This is a genomic window from Acetobacter persici, assembly GCF_018256955.1.
In the GTDB taxonomy this organism is placed as follows: Bacteria; Pseudomonadota; Alphaproteobacteria; order Acetobacterales; family Acetobacteraceae; genus Acetobacter; species Acetobacter persici.
Genome location: NZ_JAERKU010000008.1, coordinates 93,705 through 111,951 on the forward strand (window position 1 = coordinate 93,705; position 18,247 = coordinate 111,951).

Here is an 18,247-nt window from a genome sequence, read left to right on the forward strand (position 1 = left end):
AAGAAAAACAAAAAAACGGATACGGACACCGGTTCCGGCGTGCCGGGCGGCCTTTGCGGAAAGACCGGACATGTGGCGCGCAGAAGGGAGCGACGTATCAGAAAACAAACACTGGAAGCCGGAAACAGTACTAAATGTTACTGTTTCCGGCGTAAGCTAAAAGGCGGCAACCGGATCGTCAAGCCATCAGGAAAACCTCAGCGGCCAATATCCCGCAGTTTCTTTCCGGCCATAAGGTTTTGTTCAATCTCTTCCAGCGAGACGCCGCGGGTTTCAGGCACCAGCAGCCGGGTAAACACAAAGAAGACAGCATTGAGGGCGGCAATCAGGCCAAAGGTCAGCGGGGCTCCCAGAGCATTAAGCAGGCTGAGGAAGGAGACGCCGACAATCATGTTGGACACCCAGTTGGTCAGGGTGGACAGGGTAATCCCCAGATCGCGCCCTTTGATAGGCTGAATTTCCGAGCACAGAACCCACATCAGCGGCCCGGCGGACATGGCGTGGGCCGCGATGAAGATCATGATAAGGAAGACGCAGAGCAGTTTGGCCGCCTGTCCGTCCAGTCCGTTATGGTTGAGCAGGGCAAGCGCCCCCATGGCAATTGTCATGGTGATGAAGCCTGCATAGAGAATAGGTTTCCGCCCCCAGCGGTCCACCAGACCGATAGCCGCAACCGTGGCCAGCACGTTTACAAAGCCGATAATGGCTGTGCACCACATCTGGGCGGTGCCGACAAACCCGGCCAGCGCGAAGATTTTTGGCGCGTAATACATCACGACGTTAATGCCCGCGAACTGCTGCATGGCCTGAAGCAGCATACCCAGCAGGATGGAACGCCGGAAATTGGCGTTCTGCCAGAGCAGCGCAACGCCGCCCTGCCGCTGCTGGAGCTGTTCATCAATCGCGCGGATTTCAGCATGGGCTTCATGCGGGGTGGGGCGGAGGTCTGTCAGCACGGCCAGAGCTTCCTCCCGCCGGCCCTTCATCATCAGCCAGCGCGGGCTGTAGGGCAGGAACAGCACACCGATCACAAACAGCACGCCGGGAATGGCAATAACCCCGAACATCCAGCGCCACTGGCCGTGGTAGCTGAACAGCGTATCACTGATGAAGGCGAGAAAAATACCAACCGTGATCATGAGCTGATAGGTGGAAATCATCGCGCCGCGCGTGTTCTCGCTCGCAATTTCGGACAGATAGAGCGGGGAGGTAAAAGCGGCGATCCCGATGGCCAGCCCCATAAGGCCGCGCCCGCAGATCATGCTGGCAACCGACCATGACAGCGCACACGCGATGGACCCGATGATGAACAGCACCCCGCCGATGACAAGCGCCCATTTGCGCCCGCCCAGCCGTGCCAGCCACCCGGCCAGAATGGCTCCGATGGCGGCTCCGGCCATCATTGCGCTGACAATCCATTCCTGCGCAAAGGTGGAGGCGTGAAAGGTTTCAGCAACAAAATCCAGCGCGCCGGAAATAACGCCAATGTCCAGACCAGACATAAGGCCGCCTGTGGCGGCAAGAATGCCAATAATAATGGTGCGGATCTGAGTGGATGAGTCTGTCTGAGGCTGAACTATGGGCTGGTTTTGCATCGGGTTAACAGGTTTCCGTTAAGAAAATTATTTTTATTGGCGTTTTTGTGTTTCTCAGGACCGTGCCGGAGCATCCTTATAGGGTCACCAGCGTCCGAATAGTTTGGTCATGCCACAAAACGGCCAGAAAACCTATCTTTCGTTCAGGGACAGTCAGGGCGTGTCCTGATTTTCGCTCTCTCCAAAGCGGGAGTCCCGGTGCACCCATGTGGAGAGCAGCAGCCCAAAGCCGAGCATGACGTTCAGCATGGCCGACCCGCCATAGGAGACCAGAGGCAGCGGCACACCGCCGACCGGAATGGCCCCCATCACCATGGACAGATTGACCAGACAATAGAGAAAGAAATTCATGCTGATGCCCAGCGCCACCAGCCGCCCGAAGCGGTTGCGGCTGCGGATGGCCATGAGCATTCCGCCCAGAATCAGCAGTAGAAGCAGGCCGATCACAGTAACGGCCCCGACATATCCCCATTCCTCCGCGATCATGGTGAAGATGAAGTCTGTCTGTTTTTCCGGCAGAAAGTTCAGTTGCCCCTGTGAACCATGCAGATAGCCCTGCCCCCACATCCCGCCGGAGCCGAGCGCAATTTTGGACTGAATGATGTTGTAGCCTGCCCCAAGCGGGTCACTTTCCGGGTTGAGGAAGGTGGTAATGCGGGCACGCTGGTAATCATGCAGATGGGCATAGGCAAATTTGGCCAGATAGGGCACGGGCAGCAGGAGCAGGGCAATCAGCCACAGCCGCATTCCGGCTGCAAAAAACATGGACGCCCCGATCCCGCCGATAATGACGGCGGTGCCCAGATTAGGCTCCTTGAGCACCAGTACCACCGGCAGCAGCACAAGGAATGCCGGGGGGATCAGCCACAGCGGATTGCCCATCCGGGCGTAGCTGATGCGGTTGAACCAGGAGGCCAGCACCAGCACCAGCGCCACCTTGGCGTATTCTGAGGGCTGGATTTGCAGGCCGCCAATCATCAGCCAGCGCTCCGCTCCCTTGCCCACATGCCCCATGCGCAGCACCGCCACGAGCAGGAGGATGGACAGAACATAAAGGGGGCCGGAAATGCGGACCAGCATTTTGGGCGGCAGCATGGCCACGGTAATCATGAGCACAAGACCCACGGCAAACCGGGCGGCCTGCGGGGCGGCAAACGGATAGGGCGTGCCCCCGCCTGCGGAATAGAGCGTGACGTAGCCAACCCCGGCCAGCGTGCAGATCAGCAACACGTAAAGCCAGCTGATGCGCCAGAGTTTGGAGAGCAGGCGGAAGCTCGGCTCGGCGCGTAAAAGGCGTTTGTGGAATTTCATGGTTATTCAGGCGTGTCCGCAGGCGGGGCGTCCGGAGCTGGTGTTTCTGCTTCCGGGGCTGCCGCATCTGCAACACTTTCCGGCGGCGGGGTCAGGTGGTTCACCGGGTCACGCAGCAGGGTATCCGTCATAATGTCCCGCGCCAGCGGGGCTGCCGCATCCGCGCCGGTATTGCCGTGTTCGATCACGACCGAGACGGCGTAGCGCGGGGCATCATAAGGGGCAAAGCAGATGAACAGCGCATGGGGGCGGTATTCCCATGGCAGATTGGCGGAGTTGAAGTGCCCGCTCTCACGCAGCGCACGGGAGACGCGGCGCACCTGTGCGGAGCCGGTCTTGCCGGCCATGGTGATGCCGGGCAGACTGAGGCGGGCCTTGGGGGCGGTGCCGTGCTGTTCATTTACCACGGCAAACATGCCGCCGCGCAGGGCGGAGAGATATTTTTCGGGCATGCCGAGGTCCGGCCAGTGTTCCGGCGTGGCCTCCGGCCCGATATCACCATTCATGGCGCGGACGAGATGCGGTTGTACGGCCCGGCCCGTCGCAAGGCGGGAGGTATAGGTGGCCAGTTGCAGGGGCGTGACCTGCACAAAGCCCTGCCCGATACCGCTGACAATGGTATCGCCCCCGTTCCAGTGATGGTGGTGTGATTGCCGCCATGTAGGGGTGGGAATCAGCCCGGTGCGGGTGTGGGGCAGCTCAATATCCAGCGCCGTGCCCAGCCCGAACTGGTGCGCGGTCTCGGCAATGCGGTCCATGCCGACCCTGCGGGCCATTTCATAAAAATAGACGTCGCAGGAATATTTGAGCGCCTGATGCAGGTCCACCGAGCCATGCCCCCAGCGGGACCAGCAGTGGAAGCGGGTGCCCCCCACATCCAGATGGCCGGGGCAGAACACTCTGTCCGTCGGGGAGAACAGGCCGGATTGCAGCCCGGCCATGGCAACTGCGGGTTTGAACGTGGAGCCGGGGGGATACACACCGGCCACAGCCTTGTTGATCAGCGGTGTGCGCTCGTTATTGGTCCACTCAATCCACTGGGCATGGCTGACACCGCTATCAAACAGCGACGGATCGAACGAGGGCGTACTGACCATGGCCAGCACCTCGCCGTTGCGGCAGTCCATCACCACGGCGGAGGCTGTCTGCTCCCCGATGCGGCTCAGAACCTTCTGTTGCAGCCCGCGGTCAATCGTCAGGCCGATTTCCGCGCCGGGCACGCCTTCCACCCGGTTCAGCTCGGACATCACGCGGCCGACGGAATTGACTTCCATTTCCACGGAGCCTGCCGTGCCGCGCAGTTTTTCATCCTGACTCTGCTCCACCCCGGCGCGGCCTACGCGCATGCCGGGCAAAGCCAGGAGCGCGGACCGGGCGACATCGCGTTCATTGGGGGGAGCAACATAGCCAATCAGATGCGCCAGCAATTCCCCTTCCGGGTAAACACGCCGGGTGCCGACATCAATCAGCACACCGGGGAGCGAGGGCGCGTTGAGTTCAATCCGCGCCATTTCCTCCCATGAGAGGAAGTCACGCAGCATGACAGGAATAAACCGGCGCTGGTGGCGCATTTCCCGCGCGATGCGGGTGCGGTCCCGCTCATCCAGCGGGATGATGGTGGAAAAGCGTTCAATGGTGCCGGTGACGTCGGTCGTCTCTTCCGGCATCAGCAAAGCGCGCCAGTTTTCCTTGTTGTTGGCCAGCGCCACGCCGTAACGGTCCACAATGCGCCCGCGCGGTGGTGCCAGATAGCGTTTGCTGACACGGTTGCTCGCCGCCATGCGGGCGTAGCGGTCTCCGTCTTTAATCTGCAACTGGTAGAGTTTGTGCGCCAGTTCCCCCAGAGCGCCCATCTGTACGGCCATAAATAGCAGAGCCCGGCGCGTAAAAACACCGCGTCCGGGGTCCTTCTGGTTTTTGATGGGCATCAGGCGGTTGCTCTCCCGCCTGCGACGCCTCAGCCGCATGGCACGTCTCCGGGCAGCATCAGGGGTCTTCCTTTTCATCCAGCCTGTGCAGAACCCATGAGAACAGGGCTGACAGTGGAGGATAGACCCCAATGGTCAGAAGAGCCTCAAACAAAGCCGGGGCAATGTCCAGCATGGCGAGCCGGAACAGGCAGGCCAGCCCCCATTGCAGCAGGCATGCCCCTGCCGCCACCAGTGCAAACACACCCCAGACCAGCAGGAAGTTCAGGCGCATCAGGCCAAAGCGGGCATAAAAGGCCACGCCATGAACCAGCAGCAGGATAAAGGCGCTGACCCCAAGCGGCGTAAAACCGACCAGATCCATAAACAGACCGAGCAGAAACACCGCCAGACCGGACATGCCGGTAGGCCGCCAGAAGGACCAGAAGAAAACGGTCGCAATAACAAGAGCAGGCAGCAGTTCCGCCGCCCCGGGAATATTCAGCGGGGCCGAGAAAAAGATGATGATCAGCGCGATAAAGAGTGAGGGCAGCAGGTGGCGTGCCCCGTGGTCAAGCCGCTGCCACAGGGTCTGGCGGGGCCGGAGTTCCGGCTCCCACGCGCTCATGGAAGGATCTGGTATCATCCCGCCTGATCCTCAGCCCTGGCCAAGCAGGGTCTTGAGGGGGAGAGTCAGCGTCTGGCGCGGGTGGGCCAGCGGCACATGGCCGGGCGCATCTGGCGGGTCGATCAGTGCCTGACCGAAGTCAAACACCCGCAGCATCGTCAGGTGGTCAAGCTGGGCAAACGGCACCACAACGGGCTGGCCGGGATGCAGATAATGCACCGTCCCGATGGGGAGCCCTGCCGGGAAAGCACCCGCCTGATCACTCGTCACGACTCGTTCACCTTCAATGGGCCGGGTATCCTGCGCGTAATACATCAGCCGGGGGAGGGGGGTGTTATCTCCCCCCATAATGGCGGTAGCGTGGCTGGCGTCCAGCGTGACGGGCAGGCGGCTGGCGATATCGGTAATCAGCAGGATGCGGGAGGACCGTGCCCCGGTTTCTGTCACGCGGCCCGCCAGTCCGTTGGCGGCCAGCGCGACATTGCCTACGCGCACGCCACTGTCCGTGCCCGCCACCAGCAGAACAGCGCGGGCGTAAATGCCGCCGCTATCCGCCACCACGCGGCCGGTGACAAAGGCCGGTGTGGGTTCGGGAATCCAGTGCAGGGCGGTTTTCAGCGTATCGTTTTCCCGCGTGAGGGAAACGGCGACATCATACCAGCGGCGCAGATTGTCATTTTCAGTCTGGAGACGTGCATTTTCGGACGCCATGCGTCCGGCTTCCCTCAGATTGGTGCTGACAGCCTGCACCCGGTGCTGGGCCGCAGTCATCAGCCCCCAGAGCGGGGCCAGCCCGTCGGCCACGGTCATGCGGGCCTTGTCAGCCAGTTTCCGGTCTGCCTGACCGGCAATAATGATGCCAATGGACAGCAGAACCAGCAGGGGCAACACCAGCTTTCCCAGCGCCTGACGCATCTGGATGGAGACAGGAATCATGCGGCCTCCATCACCTGTGCAGGGTCAGACTCCGTGTGTGCGTTCAGGGCGTGTCTGCGTGTTCTCCACATAAAGTGGCATGCATCCTTTCCATCAGCCGGGCTGACATAGTGTGCCGCGTTCCCCCTTTCCGGACGGAAGGGGACTCGTAGTATGATAAAAACGTGACAATTAATACATGGTTGTCAGGACGTTGCGCAGGCGCTTCATTTCTTCCAGCGCACGGCCCGTCCCAAGTGCCACGCAGGAGAGAGGGTCTTCCCCCACCGTTACTGGCAGGCCCGTTGCCAGACGCAGCACTTCATTCAGGCGGTAGAGCAGCGCGCCGCCGCCGGTCAGCACAATGCCTTTGTCCACAATATCAGCCGCCAGTTCCGGCGGCGTGTTTTCCAGAGCCGTGGTTACGGCGTCCACAATCTGGCTGACAGGTTCAAGCAGGCTTTCGGCAATCTGGGCCTGAGAGACCTGCACCTCACGCGGGACACCGTTAATCAGATCACGCCCCTTCACGTCCAGCCAGGGGCCGGGGTCTTCCGGGTCATCGGGCATCATTGCGGAGCCGAGCTTGATCTTGATGCGCTCGGCGGAGCTTTCGCCAATCAGCAGGTTATGGGTGCGGCGGATGTAGGAGATGATGGCTTCATCCATCTTGTCTCCGCCCACGCGCACGGAGCGGGCATAGACAATGCCGCCCAGAGAAATCACGGCGACTTCCGTCGTGCCGCCACCGATATCCACAATCATGCTGCCGGACGGTTCCGTCACCGGCAGGCCCGCGCCAATGGCGGCGGCCATGGGTTCTTCAATCAGAAACACGCGGCGTGCCCCGGCACTTTCCGCACTTTCCTGAATGGCGCGGCGCTCAACGGCGGTGGAGCCGGAGGGCACGCACACAATAATCTGCGGGCTGGTAAAGGCGCGGCGGTTATGGACCTTGCGGATGAAATGCTTGATCATTTCTTCCGCGACATCAAAGTCGGCAATCACACCATCGCGCATCGGGCGGATGGCGGTGATGTTGCCCGGAGTCCGGCCAACCATCAGCTTGGCTTCATCCCCCACAGCCAGAAGCTGCTTTTTGCCCCGCACCTCGGCAATGGCCACCACAGACGGCTCATTGAGTACAATGCCGCGTCCTTTGACGTAGACGAGGGTATTGGCAGTACCCAGGTCAATAGCCATGTCGGCGGACATGAGACCGAGCAAACGAGAGAACATCCAGCACTCCTGGCTTGGGGAGGATGCCGTACGTGCCTGACCGCAGGCGCGCGAACGACCATACTCTGATAATCAGCTTCTATATGGGGGCAGGGCTTACCGGGGTGCAACCACCCAGACAAGACCCTGAAGCAATAAACTACCTAAAATTATACCGGCCCGGTCTGGTATAACAGAACCGGGCTGGCGGGGCGTTTTCAGGCGGTCAGTTCTTCCGGTTCTGCACGGTCACGCTTGACCAGCAGTTTGTTCAGCGCATGCACATAAGCGCGTACGGCGGAGACGACGGTATCGGCATCCGCACCCTGACCATCCACCAGTTTGCCGTCTTCTTCCAGACGTACGGTGGTGCGGGCCTGTGCGTCTGTCCCTTCCGTGACGGCACCCACGGAGAACAGCGCCAGACGGGCATCATGCGGGAATGCGCTGCGCAGCGCATTGAAGGCGGCATCCACCGGACCGTTGCCCGTGGCGTCGGCTTCAACCGTCTCACCATCAACCGTCAGGGACAAGGTGACGGAGGAGGGCTTGCCGGAGCAGGAGGTCAGGCTGAGGGCGCCAAAACGGATATGCTCGTTATCGCGCACTTCATCATCCACCAGTGCGACAATATCTTCGTCGTAAACGGCCTTTTTCTTGTCGGCCAGATCCTTGAAGCGGGCAAAGGCGTCATTCAGCTTGGCGTCATCCAGATCACCATAGCCCAGAGCTTTCAGTTTATCGCGGAAGGCGGCGCGGCCGGAATGTTTGCCCATGATCAGGGAGGAGCGGGTCCAGCCCACGCTTTCCGGCGTCATGATCTCATAGGTCGCGGCGTTTTTCAGCACGCCATCCTGATGGATGCCGCTTTCATGCGCAAAGGCGTTGCGGCCGACAATGGCCTTGTTGGGCTGGACATCAAAGCTGGTGATGGTGGCCAGCATCCGGGAGACTTTCAGCAGGCTTTCCGTATGGATCCCGGTGGTGAAGGGATACTGGTCATGCCGTGTGCGCAGCGCCATGACGATTTCTTCCAGCGCGGCGTTGCCCGCCCGTTCACCAATGCCGTTGATGGTACATTCAATCTGGCGCGCCCCGCCGCGCACGGAGGCCAGCGTGTTGGCCACGCCCAGCCCGAGATCATTGTGGTTATGGGCGGAGAAAATCACCTGATCGGCCCCCGGCACGCGCGCCAGCAGCATGGAGAAAATGCGTTCCATGTCCTCCGGCGTGGCGTAGCCCACGGTGTCGGGAATGTTGATGGTGGTGGCGCCGGCTTTAATAGCGGCTTCCACGCAGCGGCACAGGAAGTCCGGTTCCGTGCGGGAGCCATCTTCCGCAGACCATTCTACATCATCGGTCAGATTGCGGGCGGCGGTGTTGCCGGTGGTGATCAGGTCCAGAACAGTCTCCGGCTCCATCCGCAGCTTGTATTTCATGTGCAGGGGAGAGGTGGAGATAAAGTTGTGAATGCGCTTGCGTTCCGCCGGGGCCAGAGCCTCACCGGCGGCGGCAATGTCTTTCGCGCCACCCGAGCGGGCCAGCGCGCAGATCACAGCGCCTTTGGTGTGCTGGGCAATCTGGTGCACGGAGTCAAAGTCACCTCTGGAGGCAACCGGGAAGCCTGCTTCCATCACATCCACGCCCAGCGATGCCAGTGCTTCCGCCATGCGCAGCTTTTCCGCCAGATTCATGGAGAAGCCGGGGGACTGCTCGCCATCACGCAGTGTGGTGTCAAAAATAATGACACGGTCGGCAGGCAGGCGGCCAAAGGAGGGGTGATTGATGATGTGGGATGTGGCTGACATCGGAAAACGTCCTTGAAATCGGTCTTGTCTGGGGCTGGCATGCGGGTGAGGCACACCGGGTATCCGGTTACGGATACGAAGGGCTTGTTCGTCTTTCCCCTAAGCGCGACGGCATGAAGCCGCCCGGATCGCTCAGGGGCTGATTAGTCGAAGAAGGAGGTCCAGACGCGTGGCCACGCCGCCCGCCTGCGCCGCAGTGCGGCACAGCAGAGACTCGGACGTGAACCAGACGGAATTCATGCGGGGCACAATACAGAGGGATTCTGTAAAAGCAACTCTAGTTTGCCCGCTGCCCGCGCAGGCAATGCAGCGTGTAGAGCATGACCCCCAGCAGGACTGCGGCAAATGTCTGATGCACCGCACCCGCCCAGACGGGCACAACCAGCAGCAGGGTAGTGACGCCCAGCGCATACTGGATCAGCACGGCCCAGCCCAGCAGCATGATGGCGTTATGCGCCTTGCTACCAAGGGTTGTGCTGCGCAGGCCAGCCAGCAGAACCGCGCCAATGCTCAGCGCCGTCAGGGTGGCCAGCAGGCGGTGGTCAAACTGGATGGCGGCTTTGTTGTCCACCAGATTCATCCAGAACGGGGAGAGGCGGGCATACTCAGCCGGAATCAGGTGGCCATCCATCAGCGGGAAGGTGTTGTAGACAAAGCCGGCATGGGTGCCCGCCGTAAAGCCACCGGCCACAATGGTAATGCAGATCAGCCCGAGAGCCAGCCAGACCAGCCGCTTTGTCAGCGTGCCGCCGGGGGAGGCTGCCACAGTCTGCGGAGTGGGCCAGCGGATGGACAGTGCCGTCCACAAAATAGCGAGATACAGGGCGAGGGCGGCGCTCAGATGCAGCACCAGCCGCACCGGCTCCACCGCCGTGCTGTCCGGGCGGAAGCCGGAGGCAACCATAAACCAGCCAATGGCCCCCTGCATGGCGCCGAGAATAAAGAACACAAACAGCCGCAGCGCCAGCGCGCGGGTAATCATGCCCCGGATGGTAAACCAGATAAGCGGCAGCAGCAGCACAAGGCCCATCAGGCGGCCCCAGAAGCGGTGAATCCACTCCGCCCAGAAAATGCGCTGAAATCCTTCCAGCCCGAAGCCTTCATGCTGGAGGTGATATTGCGGGATGGTCTGATACAGCGCGAACAGCCGTTCCCACTCCGCATGAGAAAGCGGGGGGATAAACCCGCTGACGGGCTGCCAGTCCATAATGGACAGGCCGGAGCCGGTCAGCCGCGTCACCCCCCCAATGGCGATCATGCCCAGCAGCATGAAGCACAGCAGGAACAGCCAGTTGGAAATCAGGCGGCGATGGTTGGGGGCCATATCGGCATAGCGCGGAAGAGAGGAGGACATGGCACCCTTTGGCCTGTGTTGTGTCTGATAAACGGGGTTTAAACCCTGCTTGCGGCTGGCGGCAAGAAGATGGTACCAGCCGGCAGGATGGAACAGACATCTCCCTCCGCCTCCGGGCCTGTTTTGCGGTTTTTGCGCCCCGCGCTGATGCTGGCCTTTCTGGTGGCCGGTGCGGTGCTGCTGCGCGCCGTACCGGGGCTGCGGCATGTGCTGGACAGTACGGCCCTGCTGCGGGATGGCGTATGGGGGCGCGTGGTGTTTCTGGCGGGGGCCTCCGTCTGGTGTGCGTTTGGCCTGCCACGGCAGGTGGCGGGGTTTGCCGCCGGGCTGGCCTATGGCGCGGTAGAAGGCACGGTAATGATTACCCTGGCCTCCACGGCGGGGTGTGTTGCCGGGTTTTTCTGGGCGCGCTGGGGCGGGCGGCAGTGGGCGCAGGCCCGGCTGGGGGCGCGTTTTGCCCGGCTGGATGCCATGCTGAGCCGCCAGCCGTTTCTGAGTATTCTGACCTTGCGGCTATTGCCGGTCGGCTCTGCGTTGCTGCTGAATCTTCTGGGTGGTGTTTCCGGCATAGGCGTGCTGCCGTTTGCCGCGGCAACGGTGCTGGGTGGCCTGCCGCAGAATGTGGTGGCGGTGCTGCTGGGGGCCGGGGTGCGGCTTGACGCCGTCTGGCAGTTTGTGCTTGGCGGGGGGCTGTTTGTGGCCTCTGGCGTGCTGGGTGTATGGCTGCTGCGCCGGGCGCAGGTTGGCCGTATTGTGCAGGACTCCGGCCAGACGGGTCAGCCTGACGTGTAGGCATTCCGCGCCTGCGGGGCAGCATGACACTGCTGCTGCATTTCTGTTCTTCACTTTTCTCTCTGTCCTGTCAGGGCGATGTCCTGTTCAGTTCTTCCTCTGCCCTCTTTTTTCTTTCCGGAGCGCTACGATGGCATCTGCCACCGTCTCACGAGAGCCTGTTTCTGCCATTTTTCCGCAGGGAGTCCCGCGCTGGCTGCCGCTCCTGCTGGGGTTTCTGACTGCTGTTGGCCCCATTTCCACTGATATTTATCTGCCAGCCTTCCCCGCCATGGAGCAGTCGCTCCATACCTCGGCGGGCAATGTGCAGATGACGTTATCCATCTGGTTTGTGGGGCTTGCCATCGGCCAGATTACCATGGGGCCTCTGGCGGACCGGTACGGGCGGCGCTGGCCCATGCTGGCGGGGAATCTGATTTACGGTCTGGCCTCTGCCGTCTGTGCGTTTGCGCCGGATATCATCACCTTTTCCATTGCGCGGTTTGTGGCGTCTATCGGGGCTTCGGCCAGTCTGGTCATCCCGACCGCATGCGTGCGTGATATTGTGCCGGACCGGAATGCCGGGGCCAGAATGTTGTCCCAGCTGGTGATGGTGATGGGCGTTGTGCCGATTCTGGCCCCCATGCTGGGTGGGATGGTTGTGGCCGTTACGTCCTGGCGCATCATTTTCTGGGCTTCGGCAGTGTATGGGCTGCTGTGCGTGGCGCTGGTGCTGTGGGTGCTGCCTGAAACGCTGCCCTATCAGAAGCGCGTCTCCCTCTCCCCCATGACACTCGTCACCCGGTATCTCACCCTGCTGCGGGACCGGTCTTTCAGCTCTCACGCGCTGATCACCGGCTTTTCCACCTTCATGCAGTTCAGTTACCTTACGGCAGCCTCGTTTGTTTTCATCAAGATCTTCGGGTTCACGCCATTTCGGTTTTCTATGCTGTTTGGCATTTTTTCCGTATTTATGATCGGTGCGTCCCAGCTGAACGGCCTGCTGGTGGGCCGGATCGACTCTGCCCGCCTGCTGGTTATGGCGGTGCTGGTGGCGGTGCTGGGCGGTGCTCTGGTGGTGGCTGTCAGCCTGTGGGGGGATTGGTATGCAGGAGCGGAATGGCGTACCCACTATGAAGTGTGGTTCCTTATTGCCGCGATGGTCCTCACCCTTGCGCCAACGGGCTTTATCTTCCCCAATGGCATGATGGGTGCGCTGGCGGATCATCCCTCTCTGGCAGGGGCGGCTGCGGCTCTGGCGGGCACCATGCAGTATGTGCTGGGCGCGCTGGCCGGTGCCGTGCTGGGGATGTTCCCCACAACCTCAGCTCTGCCTATGGCGGGCTGTATGTTTTTGGGTACAGTAATGATGCTGGTCATGTGCGCGCTCCGGCCCGGAGGGCTGCGCAGCACAAGCGGTCAGCAGAGCGACTGAGGCAGATACGGGTGCTGGGCCCTGACGCCGCAGGCAATGGAAGACGGAGCTAGGACGGCATGGCACGGCATCCCGCAAGACGGGCGCATATTCTGGCGCTGATTGGCGCCGGTCTGCTTATTGTCACATTCGGCACAATGGGGATTGAGCTGGGGAATGAAATGGCCCGCCATGGTGATCTGGATCGCCAGAGCACGGCGGCGGGCAGTTACCTGCGCAATCTGCACCATGCCACCAGTGAGGCCCGGATCTGCCATTACGCCTGGCTGGCCAAAGGGCAGGAGCGGGACCAGACCTGTTATGAGCGCGCCATAGCCCAGCTTGCCACAGCACGGCAGGACTTTACGGGGTTTAAGGCCGTCCAGAAGCGTGAAGGCGGGGAGCGGTCCGAACCGCTGAACGCGGTGGAAAGTGCCCTGACACAGATTGCAGGCTGGAAAACCGCTGGCGGTGCCATCCCCGAAGGGGGTGAGCAGGTTCTGGGCACGCTGGATGATAATCTTTCCGTGCTCAGCCGCGTCAGCACGCTGGATCAGGCAGACCGCGTGGCCAACATGGTGCGCAATACAAGCTGGCAGCGGCGTCTGGGCCTTCTGGGGATTCTGACGGGTGTTCTCAGCCTGATTTCCGCAGGCTGGGTTCTGGACCGTTCCTCTCTGGCCGCAGCCCGGGCCGAGGCGTCCTCGCGGGATCTGGCGTTGCGTCTGCGCGCCACACTGGACAGCCTCAGTCTGGGGGTTGCCCTGTTCGGGGCGGATGGCCGCCTGTGGCACTGGAACGAGCAGCTGGGCACCGTGCTGGGGCTGGAAAAGGACTTTCTGAAACTCGGCCTGTCCTATGAGGAGCTGAGTGCGGTTCTGGTGGTGGGCGGTGTGCCGCTGCTGGAGCCGTTTGAACATATTGAGGCCAGTCTGCTGAAGGGCGAATCCGCGCCGCCGGTCATGGTGGAATGTCACGGGATTAACGGCGCGGATCTGGAACTGTGCCGCACCCTGTTTTTTGCGCCTGATGGCGCGGCTGAGCGCCGGGGCTTTGTGCTGACGGCGGCGGATATCACGCTGCGCCTGCGTAGCGAGCGCGCTCTGGGTGAAGCCCAGAAACTCCGCGCCCTCGGCCAGCTAACGGCCGGGATTGCGCATGACTTCAAAAATCTGCTCACCGTGATTCTCGGCAATCTGGAACTGGCGGCGGATCATGACCAGCCGGACCATGTGGAGCAGCGGCAGGAATATCTCTCCGCCGCGACCCACGCCGGGCGGCGGTCCGAGGCGCTGACAGGCCAGTTGCTCTCCTTCATGCGGCGGCAGAGTTCCACACCGGATTCGCTCTCTCTGGCTGATCTGTTTTCCTTTCTGAGCGGCCTGCTCGGGCGCATTATCGGCTCCCGTATTGTGGTGGAATGTGGGGATGTGTCGGGTGTGTGGTCTGTCCGTGCGGACCCGGCCCAGCTTGAAAGTGCGGTGCTGAACCTCGCCATCAATGCGCGGGATGCCATGCCCAAAGGCGGCCGCCTGCGGATTGCGGCCCGGAATGTGACGTTCTCCGTCAATGCGGACCTCATGAGCCTGCCGGTGGAAGAAGGCCGTACCATGCGTGTGGTGTCTGACCCAACGCCTCTGACTGCCGGGGACTGGGTGCGGCTGGACGTGATTGATAGTGGCTGCGGCATGACGAAGGAGGTTCTGGCGCATCTGTTTGAGCCCTTCTTCACCACCAAAGGGGAAGGGGCAGGCACGGGGCTTGGAATGGCCATGGTTCTGGCATTTTCTCAGCAGGTGCGCGGGCGTGTTGTGGTTGCCACCGGCTCGTCCAGCGGCACAGAAGTCTCTCTGTGGCTGCCACGGGCCGTCACGGATGTGAAAGAGGTCGTGCTGCCTAAATCTCAGCCGGTCGCACAGGTCCAGGAGCGCCAGATGCAGGTTCTTGTTGTGGAAGATGATGCCGCGATCCGTGATATTGTTGTCACCATTCTGAGCATGGCCGGGCACCGGGTGCTGGAAGCGGGCGATGGTGAGCAGGCGTTTGACGTTGCCGCGGCGGCAAAAGGGCGGATTGATCTGCTGGTGACGGATATTCAGCTCCCCGGCCCGCTGGATGGCGTCACCCTCTCCCGCGTGCTGGCCGGGCGGGATGCCGGGCTGGCTGTTATCTATATGTCGGGTGAGATTACGGCGGACAGCCCGCCCCCGCCCGGCGCGCTGGAAGGCGCGCGGCTGCTGGCCAAGCCGTTCCGCAGGGACGGGCTGATGCAGGCCGTCACCACGGCGCTGAGTGCGCGGGCGGGAGTCTGACTCCACCGCTTCTCTCTTGCGGAAGGGGGAGGGGCGGGCTAGAGCGAGTGCCGCAAAAAACCATCGGAAAGGACACCACGGGCCATGACGCAGCACGAGGATATCGACCTGAAGCGTTATATTCGGAACATTCCGGATTTTCCGAAACCGGGTATCCTGTTTTACGATATTTCCACGCTGATGCGGGAACCGGATGCCTGGCAGATCGCCATGGGCCGTCTGGCGCGCCAGATTGCACCGTGGGAGCCGGATATGCTGGCCGCCGTGGAATCCCGCGGGTTTCTGACTGCCGCCCCGCTGGCGGACCGCCTTGGCTGCGGGATGCTGATGCTGCGTAAACCGGGCAAGCTGCCGGGGGCGACCATCTCCCACACCTATGATCTGGAATATGGCAGCGATACCCTGCAAATTCAGGCCGACGCCATTAAACCCGGCCAGCGCGTTGTGGTGATGGATGATCTGCTGGCAACAGGCGGCACGCTGGCTGCCTCCGTGACGTTGCTGCAAAAAGCCGGAGCGCAGGTTGTTGGTGCGTCCGTGCTGGTGGAACTGACAGGCCTTGGCGGACGCGCAAAGGTGGACGCTCCGGTGAAGACCCTGCTGTCTTACGAGGACTGATTTTCAGGGCGTCTTTCTGGCTTATTATTTTTGGCCGGGACGCCTGCCTGTCAGGCATAGCGGCATAGTTAAGGTGTGAATACGTTTTTGGCCGGGCCTGCGCTATGAACACAGCATGGCAGGTCTTTCCTTAAACGATGTCTGGCTGCGTGCTGCATGAGGCGTGCGGCGCTCCACCCCGGCCAGCTCTGGCAGGCCTGTGCGCAAATTGCGCGCCAGACTCTTCTGGGGTCTGGCCCGCCGCGCAAACTTGACCATTTTCGCTGGCTGTATGCGCCGGACCTCCTCTCTTTTGGCTACGCACTGCGGACCACCATTTCCGCCCTGATCGCTCTGGGCATTGCCCTGTGGTGGGAGCTTGGCAGCCCGCAATGGGCCGCGCTCACGGTCTGGATGGTGGCGCAGGGTACACGTGGCAAATCCATTGCCAAGGCGCGCTGGCATATGTTCGGCATGGTGGTAGGCACACTCTGCGCCATTGTGCTGGTGGCCTGTATGCCACAGGCCCCGCTGCTCTACCTGTTCTGTCTGGCCGGGGGGATCGGGGCGTTCTGCTTTATCGGCACGCTGCTGCCCGGCCCCGCCGCCATGACCAACTACCGGATTCACGGTATGCGGGCGTCCGGCTTTACCTACGCCATTATTGCGCTGGATGGTGTTCTGGCCCCGGACCATATTTTTGAAATTGCCATGGCGCGCGCCACCTACATCACGCTGGGCATTGTGGTGGAAACCACCATTTCCTCCCTGTTCCAGTATCGGCTGGAAAACCGCGCCAGAAACCGGCTGGCCAGCAATTTTGTGCAGGCGCTGGGCGGGGTAACGCGCACATTGGGGAGCCTGCTGCAAGGGGATAAACACTCCGTCACCACCTCGCCGGAAGTGTTTTCCACCATTCTGACACTCAGTGATCAGGTCGAGTTTGCCGAAATTGAGATGGGCAAACACAAGCATGAGGGCGACCACGCGCGCGCAGCCCTTGCTGCCATGACAGTCCTGATGTCCCGCGGGCTGGATCTTGCGGCCCTGTTGCAGGTGCCGGACAGCAATGGCGGGCATTATCAGCAGACTGCTGCGGATGTGAGCCATTTTTTGCAAACGCTGCCGGGGCGTCTGGATCAGGGGCAGTCCATTACGCCGGTTTTGCAGGATCTGGACGAATTATGTGCCTCCTGCCGCCAGCTCGCGGCCTCCTGTCTGGACGAAGAAATGGTTGCGGCCATGCATGTGCCCGTTGACCGCGCGGAAGAGCGCGTGATCTCCCGGCAGGGCCAGCTTTTGCATAAGCTGGGTGAGATGATGGACGAACTGCGTCTGGCTCTTGAGCAGTTTGATATGAGCCGCAACCCGCAGCCGCATGACCATTTCCGTTACGCCATGCGGACCTACCGGGACTGGCGGATGGCCTTTACCAATAGTCTGCGCGCGTCTGTCACCATTTTCTGTTCCGGGCTGATCTGGGTCGCGACGGCGTGGCCGGATGGCCTGACGTTCATGATGTTTGTTGCCATTGTCTGCGCCCTGTTCTCCACGCTGGAGCAGCCAGCCATGGCGACAAAGGCGTTCCTGCACGGCACCATCTGCGTCATTGGCATGTGCGGGCTGCTGGATTTGTGGGTGCTGGTGCAACCCACCACGTATGAGATGCTGGCCCTGTGTCTGGCCGTGCCCATGCTGGTGGGTGGGCTGGCCTTTGCGTATCTGCCGCTTATTCTGGCGGCGGTGGCGTATAACCTGTTTCTGCCTATTCTGGTTGGCCCGCTTAATCAGGGCCGGATGGATGAAATCCTGTATTTCAACACCGCTCTCCCGCTCCTGCTGGCCATGGTGTTTGCGATGTGGATGTACCGGGTATTCCTGCCGTTTGACCCGGACGGCCTGCGGTGGGACCTGCGGCTGACCATTCTGCGTTCCCTGCGGCGGCTGGCCAGCCAGCGCGTGCCGGAACTGCCAGCGGAAGTGGTGGGGCGGAGTGTGGACGGGTTTGTGCGCCTGTCCAGCATGACGCCGGATAAAAAATCCTTTGTGCTCAACCGGTATCTGAGCGGCGTGTTGTCCGGCATGACCATCGGGCTGAATGTGCTGCGGCTGCGCGCCATTCTGGCGCAGGGTGTGCTGCCGCCGGGCGCCCAGCGCGCCACGCAGGCCATGATGAACCGGATGCAGCGGTTTACAGGCCGGTATGGCGGGCAGTACGGGCGCACAGCCCGCGCCACCCGTCTGGCGGTGGCGTATCTGGTGCAGCGTGAGCAGGTGGAAACAAATCTGTCCGTGCGTGTTGAAATGCTGCGGGCGCTGGCCAGTCTGCGGGTTATTGCCACGGAACTGGAGCAGAATCAGGACTTTTTTGATGCCTCTTCCCCTTATCTCGATAAGGCGTTTTCCTGACCGTGTTT

General features: G+C 61.5%; 13 protein-coding genes. 5 read left to right on the plus strand and 8 right to left on the minus strand.

Translation table 11 applies throughout. The annotated features are described in order from the left end of the window. Window positions 1-197: 197 nt before the first annotated feature. The 8 genes from JK199_RS10470 to JK199_RS10505 all read right to left on the minus strand — a co-directional run bounded on the left by JK199_RS10470 (window position 198) and on the right by JK199_RS10505 (window position 10,706). On the minus strand, window positions 198-1,595 hold the full coding sequence (locus JK199_RS10470) for a sugar porter family MFS transporter (protein ID WP_077930810.1): 1,398 nt from the start codon (window positions 1,593-1,595) through the stop codon (window positions 198-200). Between the two features lie 153 nt (window positions 1,596-1,748). After that, window positions 1,749-2,906 carry a rod shape-determining protein RodA gene (gene rodA / locus JK199_RS10475; protein WP_212375702.1) on the minus strand — a complete coding sequence of 386 codons (1,158 nt, stop codon included), beginning with the start codon at window positions 2,904-2,906 and terminating at the stop codon, window positions 1,749-1,751. A 2-nt stretch (window positions 2,907-2,908) separates the two neighbouring features. Further along, window positions 2,909-4,873 carry a penicillin-binding protein 2 gene (mrdA, locus tag JK199_RS10480; RefSeq protein ID WP_025827112.1) on the minus strand — a complete coding sequence of 655 codons (1,965 nt, stop codon included), beginning with the start codon at window positions 4,871-4,873 and terminating at the stop codon, window positions 2,909-2,911. A gap of 19 nt (window positions 4,874-4,892) precedes the next feature. After that, entirely contained in the window at window positions 4,893-5,459 is a 567-nt protein-coding gene (locus JK199_RS10485) for a rod shape-determining protein MreD (RefSeq protein ID WP_244985068.1), read from the minus strand. Between the two features lie 12 nt (window positions 5,460-5,471). Continuing rightward, on the minus strand, window positions 5,472-6,377 hold the full coding sequence (gene mreC / locus JK199_RS10490) for a rod shape-determining protein MreC (RefSeq protein ID WP_077930812.1): 906 nt from the start codon (window positions 6,375-6,377) through the stop codon (window positions 5,472-5,474). A gap of 171 nt (window positions 6,378-6,548) precedes the next feature. Beyond that, the gene (locus JK199_RS10495) at window positions 6,549-7,595 is read right to left on the minus strand and encodes a rod shape-determining protein (protein ID WP_025827108.1); all 1,047 of its coding nucleotides are present in this window, start codon (window positions 7,593-7,595) and stop codon (window positions 6,549-6,551) included. A 197-nt stretch (window positions 7,596-7,792) separates the two neighbouring features. Then, complete coding sequence (locus JK199_RS10500; RefSeq protein WP_212375705.1) at window positions 7,793-9,382, minus strand: 2-isopropylmalate synthase; 1,590 nt, start codon at window positions 9,380-9,382, stop codon at window positions 7,793-7,795. Between the two features lie 277 nt (window positions 9,383-9,659). Continuing rightward, complete coding sequence (locus JK199_RS10505) at window positions 9,660-10,706, minus strand: COX15/CtaA family protein (protein ID WP_212375777.1); 1,047 nt, start codon at window positions 10,704-10,706, stop codon at window positions 9,660-9,662. A 117-nt stretch (window positions 10,707-10,823) separates the two neighbouring features. Here JK199_RS10505 and JK199_RS10510 point away from each other — a divergent pair, with 117 nt between their 5' ends. From JK199_RS10510 to JK199_RS10530, 5 genes are all read left to right on the plus strand, one after another. Then, window positions 10,824-11,528, plus strand: coding sequence for a TVP38/TMEM64 family protein (locus JK199_RS10510; RefSeq protein WP_212375708.1), 705 nt, complete (start codon window positions 10,824-10,826; stop codon window positions 11,526-11,528). 130 nt (window positions 11,529-11,658) lie between these two features. Beyond that, window positions 11,659-12,942, plus strand: coding sequence for a multidrug effflux MFS transporter (locus JK199_RS10515; RefSeq protein WP_025827105.1), 1,284 nt, complete (start codon window positions 11,659-11,661; stop codon window positions 12,940-12,942). Window positions 12,943-13,001: 59 nt separating this feature from the next. Then, a complete protein-coding gene (locus JK199_RS10520; RefSeq protein ID WP_212362651.1) occupies window positions 13,002-15,233 on the plus strand; it encodes an ATP-binding protein in 2,232 nt (743 codons plus the stop codon). 84 nt (window positions 15,234-15,317) lie between these two features. Further along, complete coding sequence (locus JK199_RS10525; RefSeq protein WP_077930816.1) at window positions 15,318-15,851, plus strand: adenine phosphoribosyltransferase; 534 nt, start codon at window positions 15,318-15,320, stop codon at window positions 15,849-15,851. A 156-nt stretch (window positions 15,852-16,007) separates the two neighbouring features. Beyond that, window positions 16,008-18,239, plus strand: coding sequence for an FUSC family protein (locus JK199_RS10530; protein WP_212375711.1), 2,232 nt, complete (start codon window positions 16,008-16,010; stop codon window positions 18,237-18,239). Window positions 18,240-18,247: the final 8 nt, after the last annotated feature.